The 14,268-nt window shown below is 39.5% G+C and carries 15 protein-coding genes and 1 tRNA gene; 8 read left to right on the top strand and 8 right to left on the bottom strand.

The annotated features are described in order from the left end of the window. Positions 1 to 136: 136 nt before the first annotated feature. The 3 genes from istB to BM207_RS15380 all read right to left on the bottom strand — a co-directional run bounded on the left by istB (position 137) and on the right by BM207_RS15380 (position 2,796). Positions 137 to 883, bottom strand: coding sequence for an IS21-like element helper ATPase IstB (gene istB, locus BM207_RS15390; RefSeq protein ID WP_090996266.1), 747 nt, complete (start codon positions 881 to 883; stop codon positions 137 to 139). A gap of 19 nt (positions 884 to 902) precedes the next feature. Then, on the bottom strand, positions 903 to 2,426 hold the full coding sequence (istA, locus tag BM207_RS15385; protein WP_245768134.1) for an IS21 family transposase: 1,524 nt from the start codon (positions 2,424 to 2,426) through the stop codon (positions 903 to 905). Between the two features lie 296 nt (positions 2,427 to 2,722). Continuing rightward, positions 2,723 to 2,796, bottom strand: a tRNA-Asn gene (locus BM207_RS15380). 143 nt (positions 2,797 to 2,939) lie between these two features. Between BM207_RS15380 and BM207_RS15375 the strand changes: the two genes are divergently transcribed. The 5 genes from BM207_RS15375 to BM207_RS15355 all read left to right on the top strand — a co-directional run bounded on the left by BM207_RS15375 (position 2,940) and on the right by BM207_RS15355 (position 8,536). After that, positions 2,940 to 3,863, top strand: a complete 924-nt coding sequence (locus BM207_RS15375) for a PfkB family carbohydrate kinase (protein ID WP_090996261.1) — start codon at positions 2,940 to 2,942, stop codon at positions 3,861 to 3,863. Positions 3,864 to 4,097: 234 nt separating this feature from the next. Next, on the top strand, positions 4,098 to 5,735 hold the full coding sequence (locus tag BM207_RS15370) for a TldD/PmbA family protein (RefSeq protein ID WP_090996259.1): 1,638 nt from the start codon (positions 4,098 to 4,100) through the stop codon (positions 5,733 to 5,735). Positions 5,736 to 5,743: 8 nt separating this feature from the next. Beyond that, positions 5,744 to 7,081: a TldD/PmbA family protein gene (locus BM207_RS15365; RefSeq protein ID WP_218155064.1), complete on the top strand. Its 1,338-nt coding sequence runs from the start codon at positions 5,744 to 5,746 to the stop codon at positions 7,079 to 7,081. A 69-nt stretch (positions 7,082 to 7,150) separates the two neighbouring features. Next, entirely contained in the window at positions 7,151 to 7,969 is an 819-nt protein-coding gene (locus BM207_RS15360) for a helix-turn-helix domain-containing protein (RefSeq protein ID WP_090996253.1), read from the top strand. Between the two features lie 108 nt (positions 7,970 to 8,077). Further along, positions 8,078 to 8,536 carry a DUF6265 family protein gene (locus BM207_RS15355; RefSeq protein ID WP_090996250.1) on the top strand — a complete coding sequence of 153 codons (459 nt, stop codon included), beginning with the start codon at positions 8,078 to 8,080 and terminating at the stop codon, positions 8,534 to 8,536. Here BM207_RS15355 and BM207_RS15350 read toward each other — a convergent pair. The 5 genes from BM207_RS15350 to BM207_RS15330 form a co-directional block, all read right to left on the bottom strand. Continuing rightward, positions 8,511 to 8,750 (bottom strand): cytochrome b5 domain-containing protein, encoded by a 240-nt coding sequence (locus BM207_RS15350; protein ID WP_090996247.1) that lies wholly within the window; start codon positions 8,748 to 8,750, stop codon positions 8,511 to 8,513. The two genes, BM207_RS15355 and BM207_RS15350, sit on opposite strands and share 26 nt — an antisense overlap. Beyond that, complete coding sequence (locus BM207_RS15345) at positions 8,750 to 9,427, bottom strand: lycopene cyclase domain-containing protein (protein WP_090996244.1); 678 nt, start codon at positions 9,425 to 9,427, stop codon at positions 8,750 to 8,752. The genes BM207_RS15350 and BM207_RS15345 overlap by 1 nt, the downstream gene beginning before the upstream one ends. 160 nt (positions 9,428 to 9,587) lie before the next feature. After that, positions 9,588 to 10,115 carry an RNA polymerase sigma factor gene (locus BM207_RS15340; protein ID WP_090996241.1) on the bottom strand — a complete coding sequence of 176 codons (528 nt, stop codon included), beginning with the start codon at positions 10,113 to 10,115 and terminating at the stop codon, positions 9,588 to 9,590. 156 nt (positions 10,116 to 10,271) lie between these two features. Then, positions 10,272 to 11,288 (bottom strand): UDP-N-acetylmuramate dehydrogenase, encoded by a 1,017-nt coding sequence (gene murB, locus BM207_RS15335; protein WP_090996238.1) that lies wholly within the window; start codon positions 11,286 to 11,288, stop codon positions 10,272 to 10,274. Positions 11,289 to 11,336: 48 nt separating this feature from the next. Then, a complete protein-coding gene (locus BM207_RS15330) occupies positions 11,337 to 11,909 on the bottom strand; it encodes a TMEM175 family protein (RefSeq protein ID WP_090996235.1) in 573 nt (190 codons plus the stop codon). A gap of 105 nt (positions 11,910 to 12,014) precedes the next feature. On the opposite strand from BM207_RS15330, the gene BM207_RS19145 reads away from it, so the two are divergent. From BM207_RS19145 to BM207_RS15320, 3 genes are read left to right on the top strand one after another with little or no spacing between them, the layout of a single operon-like run. Further along, entirely contained in the window at positions 12,015 to 12,179 is a 165-nt protein-coding gene (locus BM207_RS19145; protein WP_177217141.1) for a hypothetical protein, read from the top strand. Positions 12,180 to 12,239: 60 nt separating this feature from the next. Beyond that, positions 12,240 to 12,857, top strand: a complete 618-nt coding sequence (locus BM207_RS15325) for a TetR/AcrR family transcriptional regulator (RefSeq protein ID WP_090996232.1) — start codon at positions 12,240 to 12,242, stop codon at positions 12,855 to 12,857. 4 nt (positions 12,858 to 12,861) lie between these two features. Next, complete coding sequence (locus tag BM207_RS15320; RefSeq protein ID WP_090996229.1) at positions 12,862 to 14,268, top strand: TolC family protein; 1,407 nt, start codon at positions 12,862 to 12,864, stop codon at positions 14,266 to 14,268.

Below are 14,268 nucleotides of genomic sequence, written 5' to 3'. Positions count from 1 at the left end.
TGGAAATACCAATAAATTTGACCCCCTTTCGCCAATTTCAAATTGACCCCCAGAGTTGATGTTAGAAAAGAACAAAAGTTGTTATGCAGAACCGTTCAGGTTTATAGATTACCAAGTCCGGTTAATAACATTGTTTCTACAAAAATACATTTTCTGTTTTAGAGTTTCTCCTTCTTAATGATTCACCAAAAAGTTCTACCCTTAACGAATGGTGAACGATCCTGTCCAGCACTGCATCGGCTATGGTCTTCTCACCGATGATATCGTACCATTCCTTTACCGGAATCTGTGAAGTGACCACCGTAGACCGTTTCTGGTGCCGATCCTCTATGATATCTAGCAGCGCAATCCTTGATTGTGGATCAAAGGGCTGTAGCCCGAAATCATCTAGGATCAGCAGGTCTACACGTTCAATTCGCTTGAGTTCGGCAAGAATAGTACCCTTTGCCTTGGCCAGTTTCAACTGGCCCATTAGCTTGGCTGTATTTACATACATCACCTTGTAGCCGTTCTGGCAGGCCTGGTATCCTAGTGCCGTTGCCAGATAGCTTTTCCCTGTTCCCGTTGAGCCTGTAATGAAAAGATCTTTATGTTCCTTAACGAAGTCAAGGGCGGCAAGGCGGTGTACCTGGTTCTTGTCAAGACCTCTTTCTATGGAATAATCGACCTGTTCCAGGGAGGCCTTGTAACGGAATCCGGCCAATCTTATGGAACGTTCCACCGATCGGTTCCGTCTGTCGTCCCACTCACTGGCCACCAGTAGGGAAATGAACTGGTCGGCGGTAAGGGTTTCTTTCACCGAGGTTTCAAGGTTGGTTTTAAAGGCATCGTACATGCCGTACAGACGGAGCTGGCGTAGCTTATCTAGGGTTTCATTGTTCATCTTGTTTCTGTTTTTTGATTTATTGATAATATTCTTTACCTCTTATGTTTTTATGTGATGGTATTTCTGTAGGTTCTTCCTCTGGACGGAGCTGGTCCAGCCGTTTTTTGAGGATTTCTTCGATAATGGGATAATTGTACTGGCCCAAGCTATCGGCCCATCTACAGGCATCGGTAAGCCGTTCTGGTCCAACACGCCTGGAAAAGTTCAGGATACCCGAGCATGACTTATAGGCCTGTTCTGGATATTTCTTATGCTCGAGTACCTTTGATATGTAACGGGCCACATCTTCATGCACCGCCTCTGCCTGTTGGATGAACCTTTCCGGTGTCCACTCGGACTGGAAGCGGTGCTGTGGGGCAAGATGCTCTTCATTGGTGGTATAGTGGTAACGGGTTCTGACCCGTGTGTGCAGGGCAATCATGGTATAGTGGTAATAGATCTTCACCAGCGTGGAGGTATACAATAGTTTTACCTTCTTGCCGATATATCCATAGGGTACGCTGTAGTAATGGGTATCTTCGCCCAAACGGACATACCCCTTTCTCATCACCGTAGCCATTACCTGTTTGTGAACTTCGTAACTTAACGGATTGAGCGGACCAAGTGCCTCCCTTTCGATCTCCTCGAACTGCTCACGTCTGGAGTAGTTCCTTCCAGAGAAGGGTTTGTTGTTATGGATCTCAAGAGCTGGGCGGATCGCTGCATTCAGCATCCCCAGATCACCGAAAACCCGACCCTCAAGTTTGGCATAGATGCTCCGATAGATCAGCTTAACAGCGCCCTCAACAAGCGATTTATCGCGTGGCTTATAGGCACGTGCTGGAACGACGGCAACGCTGTAATGCTCTGCAAATGCAGAGAATTCATCATTTAGTACCGCTTCGTACCTACTTCCCCTGGTGACCGCCGAGCGAAGGTTATCTGGAACAATGGCCTGCGGTACACCGCCAAAGTACAATAGTGCATGCTCGCAGGCCTTGATAAGATCTTCCTTGCGCTGGCTCGCCACAGCTTCGACATAGGTAAGCTGGCTGCATCCCAGAATGGCGACAAAAACCTCTGCATCCTGTTGGATGCCATCTAAGCCCGTAATCTTGAACTTGGTGCCCGCAAAATCGATATAGACCTTATCACCGGCCTTGTGCTCGATATGCATCACGGGCTTTGTGAGCTGTAGATAGGAAAAAATGGCATTATTGAAGTGGGAACGTCCATAGCCGTCGGGGTACTTTTCAATGTAATCGGCATGCAACTGCTCACGGGTAACTCCCTTTTTCTTCAGTTTCTTGCATATATCGGGCAAAAGGGCATGTAGCTGGTGCATCCTTGGCCTGTTCGATATCCGGGCAACTGGTGTGGCGAAAAGTACCGAAAGTTCGCCATCGCTCTTGGCACTGAATTCTTCATAAGTTATGCCAAGGCTGTGCCAAACGCGGATGTACTTCTTGATCGTGTTTCTGGAATTGCCTAGCATTCCATGGATCCGTTTGGTACCTGTACCCTGACAGTACAAACGGATAATCTGTCTTAGTTTATTCATTCTGATGGGCTTGTTGGGCATGGCAATCTCGGGTTTAGGTTCAGCCAAAAGCTAAACAAAAACACCGTTCTCCAAAACAGCTCGGCAGAACATCATCGTTCTTTTCAGGGGGTCATTTTCAACTGGCGCAAGGGGGTCAACTTCCTTCGGCAGGCAGTAAAAAAATCAGTTCATTATGGGGGTCACTTTCGAGTGGTGCAAAGGGGTCATTTTGTAGTGGTTTATCCAGATTAACAGCAAATTATGGGCTAAAAAAAGAGGGCAAGCGACCGTTTTACCGTGCTTGCCCATTAAGGCTCCCTCTGCTGGGCTCGAACCAGCGACCCTCTGATTAACAGTCAGATGCTCTAACCAGCTGAGCTAAGAAGGAGTACTGGTTATCCTTAAAACGCCTTTGGTTTAATGTAAAGAACATAAAGCCTCGTTCGTTTTGGGAATGCAATATTAGGGCTTTTAAATTATTTATGCAATATTTGCACTGAAAAAAATGAAAATAATTTTAACAAAAATCATATGAGCCTGATAATCATCGGTACTGTGGCTTTCGACGCCATTGAAACACCCTTCGGAAAAACCGATAAAATAGTAGGTGGTGCCGCAACTTACGCTAGTTTAGCCGCTTCCTATTTCTACAATAAAGCTAAAATTGTAGCTGTTGTGGGTGATGACTTTAAAAAAGAAGATATTGATACATTTACCAATCACGGCATAGATACAGAAGGCCTTCAAATTAAAGTAGGTGAAAAATCATTCTTTTGGAGCGGCAAATATCATAACGATATGAACAGTCGTGATACGCTGGTTACCGAGCTAAATGTTTTAGAACATTTTGATCCAATCATCCCAGAAAGCTATCAAGACTGTGAATACCTATTATTAGGAAACTTAACCCCGCAAATCCAAAAAACAGTAATCGAACGACTTAAAAACAGACCAAAACTCATCGTACTAGACACAATGAATTTTTGGATGGACATTATGATGGGCGATTTATTAGAAACCATTAAATTGGTGGACGTACTAACCATCAATGATTCAGAAGCTCGTCAATTATCTGGAGAATACTCGCTAGTTAAAGCAGCCCAAAAGATATTAACCATGGGGCCAAAATATTTAATCATTAAAAAAGGAGAGCACGGCGCACTTTTGTTCCATGAAGATAAAGTATTTTCTGCCCCTGCGTTGCCATTAGCCGACGTATTCGATCCAACCGGAGCTGGAGATACTTTTGCTGGTGGCTTTATTGGTTATTTAGCCCAAGTCGGAACAATTAACTTCAATAACATGAAAAATGCATTGATCTATGGATCTGCATTAGCCTCATTCTGTGTCGAAAAATTTGGTACCGAACGCTTGTTAGAACTGGATAAAGCGACTATTGCCGAACGCCTACAGCAATTTGTAAGTTTAAGTAGCTTTGAAATTATCAAAGATTAACATCAAAAAGGGAATACTTTGACGATGTTTAAAATTATCAAAGTATTCCTCCATCGGTTGATCATTTTCGAAGGAACCCCTTACCTACTACTTACCTACTACTTACTTACTACTTACCTACTACTTAGCTAGTACTTTAAAAAACATCCCTTTGTATCATAAAAATCACTCCTACTAAATTTCTTACACTGCGTTTCAATAGCTATATTTAACTAACCTTTAAACCAAACCAACTTGAAACGTAGAAATTTTATTTATTTAACCGGCCTCGGGGCTGCTGCTGCAATGCTTCCCGCTATTCCGGTGATGGGAAACGAGATCTCTCCAGAACGCGCATTAGAATATATCGATCCTGCAGCTAAAAAAATCATGGCTGACGTGGCACTTAACGCTGCAAAATCTAAAGGGGCAACGTACACCGATGTACGTGTAGGACGATATCTGAATCAGTTTGTAGTTACCCGGGAAGACAAAGTAGAAAACATTGTAAATACCGAATCATTTGGCATAGGTATTCGCGTAATTGCAAACGGCTGCTGGGGTTTTGCCGCGACCGATAAATTAGACAAAGACAGCATTGCCAAAGCCTCAGAGCTTGCTGTATCAATTGCTAAAGAGAATTCTCGTTTGCAATTGGAACCTGTTCAATTGGCCCCTCAAAAAGGCTATGGAGAAGTGAGCTGGAAAGCACCTATCGAGCAAAATTCATTTGAAGTCCCAATTAAAGAAAAGGTAGATTTATTACTTTCGGTAAATGATGCCGCAATGAAAGGTGGTGCAGATTATGTAAACTCCATTTTGTTTATGGTTAATGAACAAAAATATTTTGCTTCTACAGATGGCTCTTACATTGACCAAGATATACACCGGATCTGGCCTACCTTCTTTCTTACAAAGATTGATAAAGCAACAGGCAAATTTGAAACAAGAAATGCGCTCAGTGCACCGAGTGGAAAGGGTTACGAATATTTAAACGCGCGACCAGAAGATAAAATACAAACTGCAACAGGCACCCTGTATAAAGGCAGATATGATATGCTCGAGGATGCTAAACAAGCGGCCGTTCAAGTTGGTGAAAAAATGAAAGCCAAATCCGTTGAAGCTGGAAAATATGATCTTGTACTGGATCCTTCACATTTGTGGTTAACCATTCATGAGTCTTGCGGCCACCCTACCGAGCTCGACCGTGTGCTGGGCTACGAAGCTAATTTTGCCGGTACAAGCTTCCTTACTTTAGATAAATGGGAATCTAAAAAATTTGCTTATGGCAGTAAGGAAGTAAATATTACGGCTGATAAAACTGAAGTAGGTTCATTAGGTGCAGTGGGATACGATGATGAAGGGGTAAAATGCGGTAAATGGGATGTAATCAAAGAGGGCGTTTTGGTGAACTATCAAGCCATCAGAGATCAAGCCCACATTGTTGGATTAGATCATTCACAGGGCTGCTGTTATGCAGACAATTGGAGCAGCGTACAATTCCAACGTATGGCAAACATCTCTTTACAACCTGGCAAAAAACCATTAACGATAGCAGATCAGATTAAAAATGTAGCAAAGGGAATTTATATTGTTGGCGACGGCTCATTTTCTATTGATCAACAGCGTTATAACTTCCAATTTGGCGGACAGCTATATTATGAAATCAAAGATGGAAAAATTGTGGGTATGCTCAAAGATGTAGCTTATCAGGCAAACACCCAAGAGTTTTGGAACTCCTGTGTTGCTGTTTGTGACGAAAGAGATTACCGTCTTGGAGGCTCGTTCTTTGATGGTAAGGGACAACCAAGCCAGTCGAGCGCAGTATCTCATGGATCTGCTACTGCCCGTTTTAATAATGTTAACGTAATCAATACCGCTAGAAAAATCTGATAGGAATTATGCCAGTATTAACTAAAGAACAAGCTAAAGCCCTTTTAACTAAAGCACTTAGCTACTCAAAAGCAGAACAATGTGAAATAAATTTGTCAGGTTCTGATAGTGGAAATGTAAGATATGCGAGGAATTCTGTTTCTACCAGTGGAGGTATTAGCACCAATAGTTTGGTAGTTTCTTCTGCCTTTGGAAAGAAGTTAGGTGTTGCAACAATTAATGAATTCGACGATGCATCCTTAGAAAAAGTAGTTAGACGCTCCGAAGAACTTGCACAACTGGCACCAGAAAACCCGGAATTTATGCCCTTTTTAGGACCGCAGCAATATGGACCCGACTCGCCTACTTTCTCGGAAGCGACAGCCGCAATGAGTGCCAAAGAACGAGCTGACGCTGTACAAGCAAGTCTTACTCAGGCAAAGGAAAATAAATTAACTGCCGCAGGGTTCCTATCTAACAGCACGGGATTTTCGGCTATGTTAAATAGCAAGGGCTTATTTGCCTACTATAAAGCTACCGATGTAGCATTCAATATTACCGTAAGAACCGAAGATGGCAAAGGATCTGGCTATGCTACCAAAGGGTATAATGATTTTAAGAAGTTGAATACCAAAGCAGATACGGCTACTGCCTGTAAAAAGGCGTTAGCTTCTGTTACTGCCAAAGCTATTGAGCCAGGCAAATACACAGTTATCCTAGAGCCCACAGCTGTGGCGGTAATGCTAGAGAATTTATTCTTCGACATGGATGCTCGCCAAGCTGATGAAGGTAGAAGCTCTATGAGCAAGCCAGGAGGTAAAACAAAAGTTGGGGAACAACTGCTGGACGAAAGGGTAAACATTTATTCAGACCCTTGGAATCCAGAACTTCCTACTTCGGTTTGGTCTGGCGATGGGCGCCCTCAACAGAAGGTAAACTGGATTGAAAAAGGTGTAGTTAAAAATTTATATAGCTCCCGCTATTGGGCTCAAAAAACCGGAATTAAAGCTATCCCAGCTCCTGATGGAGCGATTATGTTAGGCGGCACCAAATCCTTAGAAGAATTGATTAAAGGTACTGAAAAAGGAATCCTGGTAACGCGCCTTTGGTATATCCGCCCAGTAGACCCGCAAACACTACTGCTTACAGGGTTAACAAGAGACGGTACTTTTTACATTGAAAATGGTGAAATCAAATTCCCTGTAAAGAACTTCCGCTTTAATGAAAGCCCAATCATCATGCTCAATAATTTAGAAGAAATGGGTAAATCAGAAAGAACAGTAAGTGCTGAATCGAATGTTAACTATTTATTACCTCCTTTAAAGATCCGTGACTTCACATTTACGTCTTTATCGGATGCGGTTTAGCAAAAACCCGACTTCGTAAGTCGGCAAAAAAACGCCGACTTACGAAGTCGATAAACCATTAGTTTAAACATGGATTATCAAACTTTCGAACCTTCTAATCTTGTTAACTCGTTTGTAAAGTGTTATTGGACATTAGACATTGAAAAGCAAGATCCGCCAGAAAAACAGCGAATAGTACCAGATGGGTGTATGGAAATGATTTTCCACCTTGGCGATCATTATATACAGTATCAGTCCAACGGACAAACTATTGAACAACCAAATTGCTTTGTATTTGGGCAAATAACTAAACCCTTAGAAATTGAACCTGCGGGAATCACCAGCATATTCGCTGTAAGGTTTCACCCAGATGGATTCACGTCATTTGCCACGCTTCCATTGAAACAAATGGAAAATAAAGCCGTATCAATTTCGGAGTTGTTTGGAAATGAGGGGCTAGAGCTACAGCTTAAAGTAGTTAATGCCCTCACAACACAAAAAAGAATAACTATCATTGAAGATTTTTTGATGAGCAGATTACTTGCACCCGAATTGGTAGATCGGATGATAAAATCAAGTGTCAAAACAATATTAAAGTTAAAAGGACAACTTTCAGTCTCAGAATTATCAGAGAAGGCAAATATTAATCGCCGACAGTTAGAACGTCGATTTGCCGATACAATAGGCTTAAGTCCTAAACAGTTGGCCAAGATTATTAGAATACAAGTAACTTTAAATACAATGCTCAATAGAGATTTTGAAAGTTTAACAAGCCTAGCTTATAAAAATGATTACTTTGACCAAGCACATTTTATTAAAGATTTTAAAGAATTTACCGGAGTTAACCCTAAAAAATTCTATTCAGATAATTTAAAAATGTCTAGCTTATTCTCAAAACCGACTTCGTAAGTCGGCAAAAAAACGCCGACTTACGAAGTCGGTTCTAATGTCGCATTTTTACAATTTTGTTATTGCGTTTGAGGAGATCTTTGCTATATAAACCTTAAATTTATTCAAATGAAACTATTCTCGTCACTCATTGTATGCTTGGTATCTTTCCAAACCATTTCAACCATGCAGGTTAAAGACCTCCGTTTTTTAGCTGGCACCTGGAAAATAGAAAATAAAGAAAGTTATGAAACCTGGACCATTAAAAACGATAACGCCCTTGAAGGAAGTTCTTATAAAGTAAAAAATGGCATTAAAGTAGTTGGAGAGCTCTTATCGATCAAAATAAATGGTGATAAGATTAGTTATGCTGCCAAAGTATTGAATCAAAATAATGGACAAACAATTGAATTTGTGCTTAACAGAGCTGTTAAAGACAAACTTTCCTTTGAGAACTTAGCGCATGATTTCCCGAAGAAAATTCAATACGTCAAAAAAAATGATAGCACTCTATTTGTGTCCGTTTTGGGCGAGAATGACAAGGGTTTCTCATATAACTTAATTAAACAGTCATCAACCTCCCTATAACTTCGAATTTTTCAAATACCGTTTCAGTATGCGGTGCATCGGGCAGTTCGTCAGTTAAATCCTGTCCTGCCCAATGCTCGTAATGTTTTCCATTTTTCCATAGCCGGCTACTACCAACGTCATATATCAAGCCTTTATAGGCAATCCAAATTTGTGGTTTATCTTGTCCGTTACGCAAAGCAAGTTGTTGTTTGGTATAGCTGGGCAACTCCATTATTTAACCCGTCTACTTTTCAAAACTTCCAATACATACACCCCAAGCAACAGCATGCCCATCATGTAGAAATGATTTTCGACTGGTATATTGAACAAATTTACACCAAGTGTTTCTGAAGCCTTATAATTTATTATTGGCATGTTACAAAGTATTCCGAAACTGATATAAAAGGGGATTAGACAAACGGCAAAGGCCCTGTAAAACCGGTACATAAATCTGAGTTGATTTTTATATTCGACAAACAACATCAGCAAAAATAAAATGGCAAATGTAATAACAGTGTACCACTTTGTATAGGCGAAAAACAAAAATGCAATCATTAAACCCAACAATAAATTACTAAGCGACAAGCTATATTTCTGTAAATCATTTTTTGGAAACCTGGCATTTAAATAACAATAAACCGCCAAGGAGGCAAAACTAGAAGTAAAATAAAACAAATACATCTCTAAGGGAATGTTTCTGTAGGTAATATCTATTAAATATTCAGGATTAAAGCTCCAAACTTTTAATCCAGCAAGAAACACCCCAGTTTCAGAGAAAATAACGGTAACAACTAAGGAAGGGATAAAAAGCGACCAGACATCCGCTAAAGTGAAATTCCTTTTATCAATTATGAGAGCAAATGGAATGAGGAAGAGAAATAAATTGAGGTAAAGAAAAATATGCGTCATTAGTGGTTATTAAATGCAATTCCAAAAGTAATGATTTTGATCGAGATTGCTTTGCTTCGTGCTCGCAGCTCCTCGCAATGACGGAATTGACAATAACTTTCAAACAAAAAATGCTCCTTAATTTTTACATCAAGGAGCATTTTTAAACTAAAAGTAATTTCTAGTTGTTAGTATCAACCATATCTTTAGCGTAGGTTCTTAGATATTTTTTCAAAATCCCCCTAGCTACGTGAATGCGAGTTTTTACAGTCCCAATTGGGATCGCTAATTCATCAGCAATCTCGTGGTATTTGTATCCTTCAAAATATTTAATAAACGGGACATAATATTCTGGCTGTAAAGTAGCAAGTGCTTTGTGAATATCGCCCATCACGAATTTACTTTCTACGGCATTTCTACTTGCACTATAGTGTAAGTTTGCTGAAGAAATATCATCCGTCTGCGTAATTAAGCTATTTGTTTTCACCATGCGTCTATAATTATTGATAAACGTATTTCTCATAATGGTAAACAACCATCCCTTAAGATTCGTACCTTCTTTAAACTTGCTATAATAAGTAACTGCTTTTAACATCGTATCTTGAACCAAGTCGTTGGCATCTTCAATATCTTTCGTAAAATTTAAAGCGAATGACTGTAAAGAACTAGAATAATCATGCAATTGGTGGTTAAATTGAAGCTGTGTCATAGTTTTAATTTTAATTTTTAAAAAAGAAACAGCCGCCTTAGGTGGTTCTGCAAACTGTTCGTTGTATACTGAAACCTATACAACTTTAATACCAAAAATTCAAAAACTTATATTCGACACGGAAAAGATAGCCTAAGGGCACCATTACGCATTTTCCTAAAAAATGTTTACTTCTCTACTTAATAGGACACCAAACTTGGCACGCACCGAATCAATGATTTGTTCTGAAAAATTATACACTTCTTGTCCACTTGCCTTGCCGTGGTTCACTAATACCAATGCCTGATTCTTCCAGGTTCCGGTTTCGCCAACAATTTTTCCCTTGAAACCACATTGCTCTATGAGCCATCCCGCCGCAACTTTAATTTTCCCGGCAGGTGCCGGATAATGAACAACTTCTGGGAATTTAGCAATGAGTTCATCAAATTGCTTTCCTTCAATAACAGGATTTTTAAAAAAGCTTCCGGCATTACCAATAGTACTCGGGTCTGGGAGCTTACTTACCCGAATAGCAGCTACCACCTTTGAAACATCTGCAATGGTGGGTTGTTTTATATTTCTTTCAAATAGTTCATTTTTAATTGCACCATATTGAATATTAACATCGGCCTGTTTATTTAACTTAAAGGTTACTGAGGTAATAATGTACTTGCCTTTAAGCTCGTTTTTAAATATACTTTCTCTGTATCCGAACTTACAGTCGGCATGATTAAAAGTTACTATTTTCCCAGTTGCTAGCTCAAAAGCCCTGCAGCTGTTAAAAACATCCTTCAACTCCACACCATACGCACCAATATTTTGGATAGGGGATGCGCCAACCGTGCCGGGAATTAAAGTTAAGTTTTCTAATCCGGCAAAACCTCTCGCTACACAAAAATTAACAAGATCATTCCAAACTACCCCCGCCCCTGCGGTAACCATCACTTCATCACCATTTTCTACACAACTAATTCCAGGGATACTGACTTTAATTACAAGCCCCTTAAAATCTTTGGTAAAAAGCATATTGCTCCCACCTCCGAGCACTAAAATTTCCTGGGCTTCTTGATCTAGATGGGTTAACAGTTCCTTTAAATCAGACTCTTGTTGGATATCGACAAATGACTCGGCATGAGCCTGAATACCGAACGTGTTATAGGGCTTTAAAGAAATGTGTTGTTGTAAAGCAGACATGTAAATATTCTTAATTGGATCAAAGATACTAATTAGTAAGACATGAGCTTATTCCAAAGTCTTTTCAATTCTTTTATCAGGGATTAACCACATCAGCGCTACAAATACATAGAAGGCTCCGGATATCCATACCGAAAAAAATGAACATCCAATTGCCAGCGCATAAGAAGCAACAGATAGGGTGCCCTTAAATCCGCTTCCCACAGCCTTTGCCAAAACAGAATCATTGCCATGATGCTTAATCAACGAGCGCGTTAAAATGCTATAGGCAATCCCATTCATCAGCAAAACAAAACCATATAGCGCAACCGGCGCAGGTGCAAAGTGATTTTCGCCCATCCAGGCAGTCGCAAATGGCACCATCGAAAGCCAAAATAGCAAATGCATATTCGCCCAAAGTACTCTTCCATTAATTCTATCTACCACAACAAATAGATGATGATGGTTATTCCAATAAATTCCCACATAAATAAAACTAAGTATGTAGCTTAAAAAAACTGGCCATAGTGCCAATAAATTTTTAAATTCTGCAGCATGGGGCACTTTAAGCTCCAATACCATAATGGTAATGATAATCGCAATAACTCCGTCGCTAAATGCTTCGATTCTTCCTTTTTTCATGACCCTAAACTTACGAAGTTTTCTCTAATCTCCATTCACCTAACAAAATCCGTACTTCACCGACAAAGCCTATATTAAGAAGCTCAATTTTTATTTTTTTGTATCATGGAAAGTCAACAATCAACATCGCAATCGAGAGAGAAACAATCCGTGGTCAAAATATCTATACAAGACCAAGCCAATTTTAGTCACGGAGAACTTAGTTTAACTGCAGAGAAGCCTACTTTGGTGGAGGAGATAAAAATATTAATCAGGAAACTTTGGAATTGAAAAAAGTTTCCATAGTTTTGCGTCCGAATTTAGTATGAGCTTAGAAAAGAGGATGTAAAATTGGAAGTAAAAGAATACATAGTTGAAGAATCGGATAAGCTTTTTTGCCAGTTTGGTTTTAAGAGTGTGACCATGGATGACATTGCAAAACATTTGGGAATGTCTAAGAAAACTATTTATCAGCATTTTAGCGATAAAGATGAGTTAGTCAATATTTTAATAAAGGATAAATTAGGGGCGCAAAAGTTCGTGATGGATGCTTGTGCTGCCAAAGCCAAAGATGCAGTTGAGGAATTATTTTTTGCTATAACAAACATCCATGAATTATTATCCAACATGAACCCAAAGCTTTTTTACGATCTACAAAAATATCATCCAAAGGCATGGTTAGCTTTCAAGGGCTTTAAAGAAGAAAACCTGGGTAAGTGCATCCAAGCAAATTTGGAACGAGGCATTAAAGAAGGTCTTTATCGCAGCGAAATCAAAACAGACATTTTAGGTCAAATGCGCTTAGAGCAAGTTGATTTGCTTTTTAGTCAACCCAACAATTATACCGCTAACAAATACAGCATCACGCAGGTAATGCTAGAAATAACCGAGCATTTTCTTTACGGAATCTGCAACGCCAAAGGATTAGAAAAAATTAATTATTACAAAAACCAAGCTACCCAATCATAATTTTATGAAACATCAACTTTACATCTTCCTTTTTTGCTTAAGCTGGGCCATTCCCACCAAAGCACAACAAAAAGATACCGTTGCCACTTTTACCTTAAATCAAGCAATCAGCTATGCGCAAAAGCACCAAACCAGCATTTTGAATGCCGAAATTGACGAGCAAATTGCCAAAAATACGGTAAAACAAACTATCGGTATTGGCTTGCCACAGTTAAGTGCAAATGCCGATTTTAATGACTTTCTAAAAATGCCAACTTCAATCTTCCCTGATTTTATTTCACCATTGGTTTACAAAGCTTTTACTGATAACAATGTAAAAGACGGGAACGGAAACCCAATTACCATGCCACCTGGTCTTGGGGGGTCAACACCAGTCCAATTTGGCACAAAGTTTACATCATCCGCCAGCTTACAGTTAACCCAACTTTTGTTTGATGGAAGTTACCTAGTAGGCCTTCAAGCATCAAAAACCTATAAGGAGCTGTCTGTAAAAAATACAAAAAGAACAAAAATCGAGACAACCGTTGCCGTTACTAAAGCCTATTATTCTGTTTTGGTAAGCAAAGAACAACTAGCCTTGATTGATGCTAACATCGATCGCCTCAAAAAAACATTAAATGATACGGAACAATTATTCAAGAATGGTTTTGCTGAAAAAATTGATGTAGACCGTTTGACAGTTTTAAACAATAATTTAGTTACAGAACGTGAAAATGTTATTAGATTATTGGCCTTAAATGTAAATCTGTTAAAGTTTCAAATGGGCATGACAATTGGAAGTACACTTTCCTTAACCGATCAAATTACAACCATCAATGTAGACAGTACTCCTATTCTAAACGATGGCCAAGCATACAATAGAAGGATTGAATATTCTTTATTACAAACACAGCAAAAATTAAACGAGTTAGATGTTAAACGCTACAAGAGCTTATTTTTACCAACATTAGCGGCATTTGGGAATACCTCAGCTAATTTCCAGGATAATAAGTTCTCTAACCTGTACGATAAAAGTTTTCCAAGTACAGTGATCGGGCTCAAACTTTCTCTTCCAATTTATGCTGGCGGACAAAAAACGTATCAATTGCGAAATGCTAAGTTGGAAGCCTTGAAAACCCAAAATAACTTAATCAATCTCCAAAATTCAATTGATCTTGAAGTTTCGCAAGCCCAAACCACCTATTTAAATGGTCAAAAATCGTTGGAAAACCAGCAAAGAAACATGGATTTGGCTAAAGAAGTGTTGCGGGTTACCAAAATAAAATACGAGCAAGGCGTAGGCTCGAGTTTAGAAGTTACGACTGCCGAAACTTCGCTAAAAGAAGCTCAAAACAACTATATCAGCGCATTATACGATATGCTTATTAATAAAGTAAATCTTGATAAAGCACTGGGAAACATTAACTATTAA

Source organism: Pedobacter insulae (assembly GCF_900113525.1).
In the GTDB taxonomy this organism is placed as follows: domain Bacteria; phylum Bacteroidota; class Bacteroidia; order Sphingobacteriales; family Sphingobacteriaceae; genus Pedobacter; species Pedobacter insulae.
This window is presented reverse-complemented; position numbering and strand designations above follow the sequence as displayed.

What these genes read in the sequence shown, in the direction of transcription:
- BM207_RS15360 (WP_090996253.1), top strand. Translation starts at nt 7,151, where the DNA reads ATGGATTATCAAACTTTCGAACCTTCTAATCTTGTTAACTCGTTTGTA.
- murB (WP_090996238.1), bottom strand. Translation starts at nt 11,288, where the DNA reads ATGTCTGCTTTACAACAACACATTTCTTTAAAGCCCTATAACACGTTC.
- BM207_RS15340 (WP_090996241.1), bottom strand. Translation starts at nt 10,115, where the DNA reads ATGACACAGCTTCAATTTAACCACCAATTGCATGATTATTCTAGTTCT.
- BM207_RS15375 (WP_090996261.1), top strand. Translation starts at nt 2,940, where the DNA reads ATGAGCCTGATAATCATCGGTACTGTGGCTTTCGACGCCATTGAAACA.
- BM207_RS15330 (WP_090996235.1), bottom strand. Translation starts at nt 11,909, where the DNA reads ATGAAAAAAGGAAGAATCGAAGCATTTAGCGACGGAGTTATTGCGATT.
- istA (WP_245768134.1), bottom strand. Translation starts at nt 2,426, where the DNA reads ATGAATAAACTAAGACAGATTATCCGTTTGTACTGTCAGGGTACAGGT.
- BM207_RS19145 (WP_177217141.1), top strand. Translation starts at nt 12,015, where the DNA reads ATGGAAAGTCAACAATCAACATCGCAATCGAGAGAGAAACAATCCGTG.
- BM207_RS15350 (WP_090996247.1), bottom strand. Translation starts at nt 8,750, where the DNA reads ATGGAGTTGCCCAGCTATACCAAACAACAACTTGCTTTGCGTAACGGA.
- BM207_RS15345 (WP_090996244.1), bottom strand. Translation starts at nt 9,427, where the DNA reads ATGACGCATATTTTTCTTTACCTCAATTTATTTCTCTTCCTCATTCCA.
- BM207_RS15320 (WP_090996229.1), top strand. Translation starts at nt 12,862, where the DNA reads ATGAAACATCAACTTTACATCTTCCTTTTTTGCTTAAGCTGGGCCATT.
- istB (WP_090996266.1), bottom strand. Translation starts at nt 883, where the DNA reads ATGAACAATGAAACCCTAGATAAGCTACGCCAGCTCCGTCTGTACGGC.
- BM207_RS15355 (WP_090996250.1), top strand. Translation starts at nt 8,078, where the DNA reads ATGAAACTATTCTCGTCACTCATTGTATGCTTGGTATCTTTCCAAACC.
- BM207_RS15365 (WP_218155064.1), top strand. Translation starts at nt 5,744, where the DNA reads ATGCCAGTATTAACTAAAGAACAAGCTAAAGCCCTTTTAACTAAAGCA.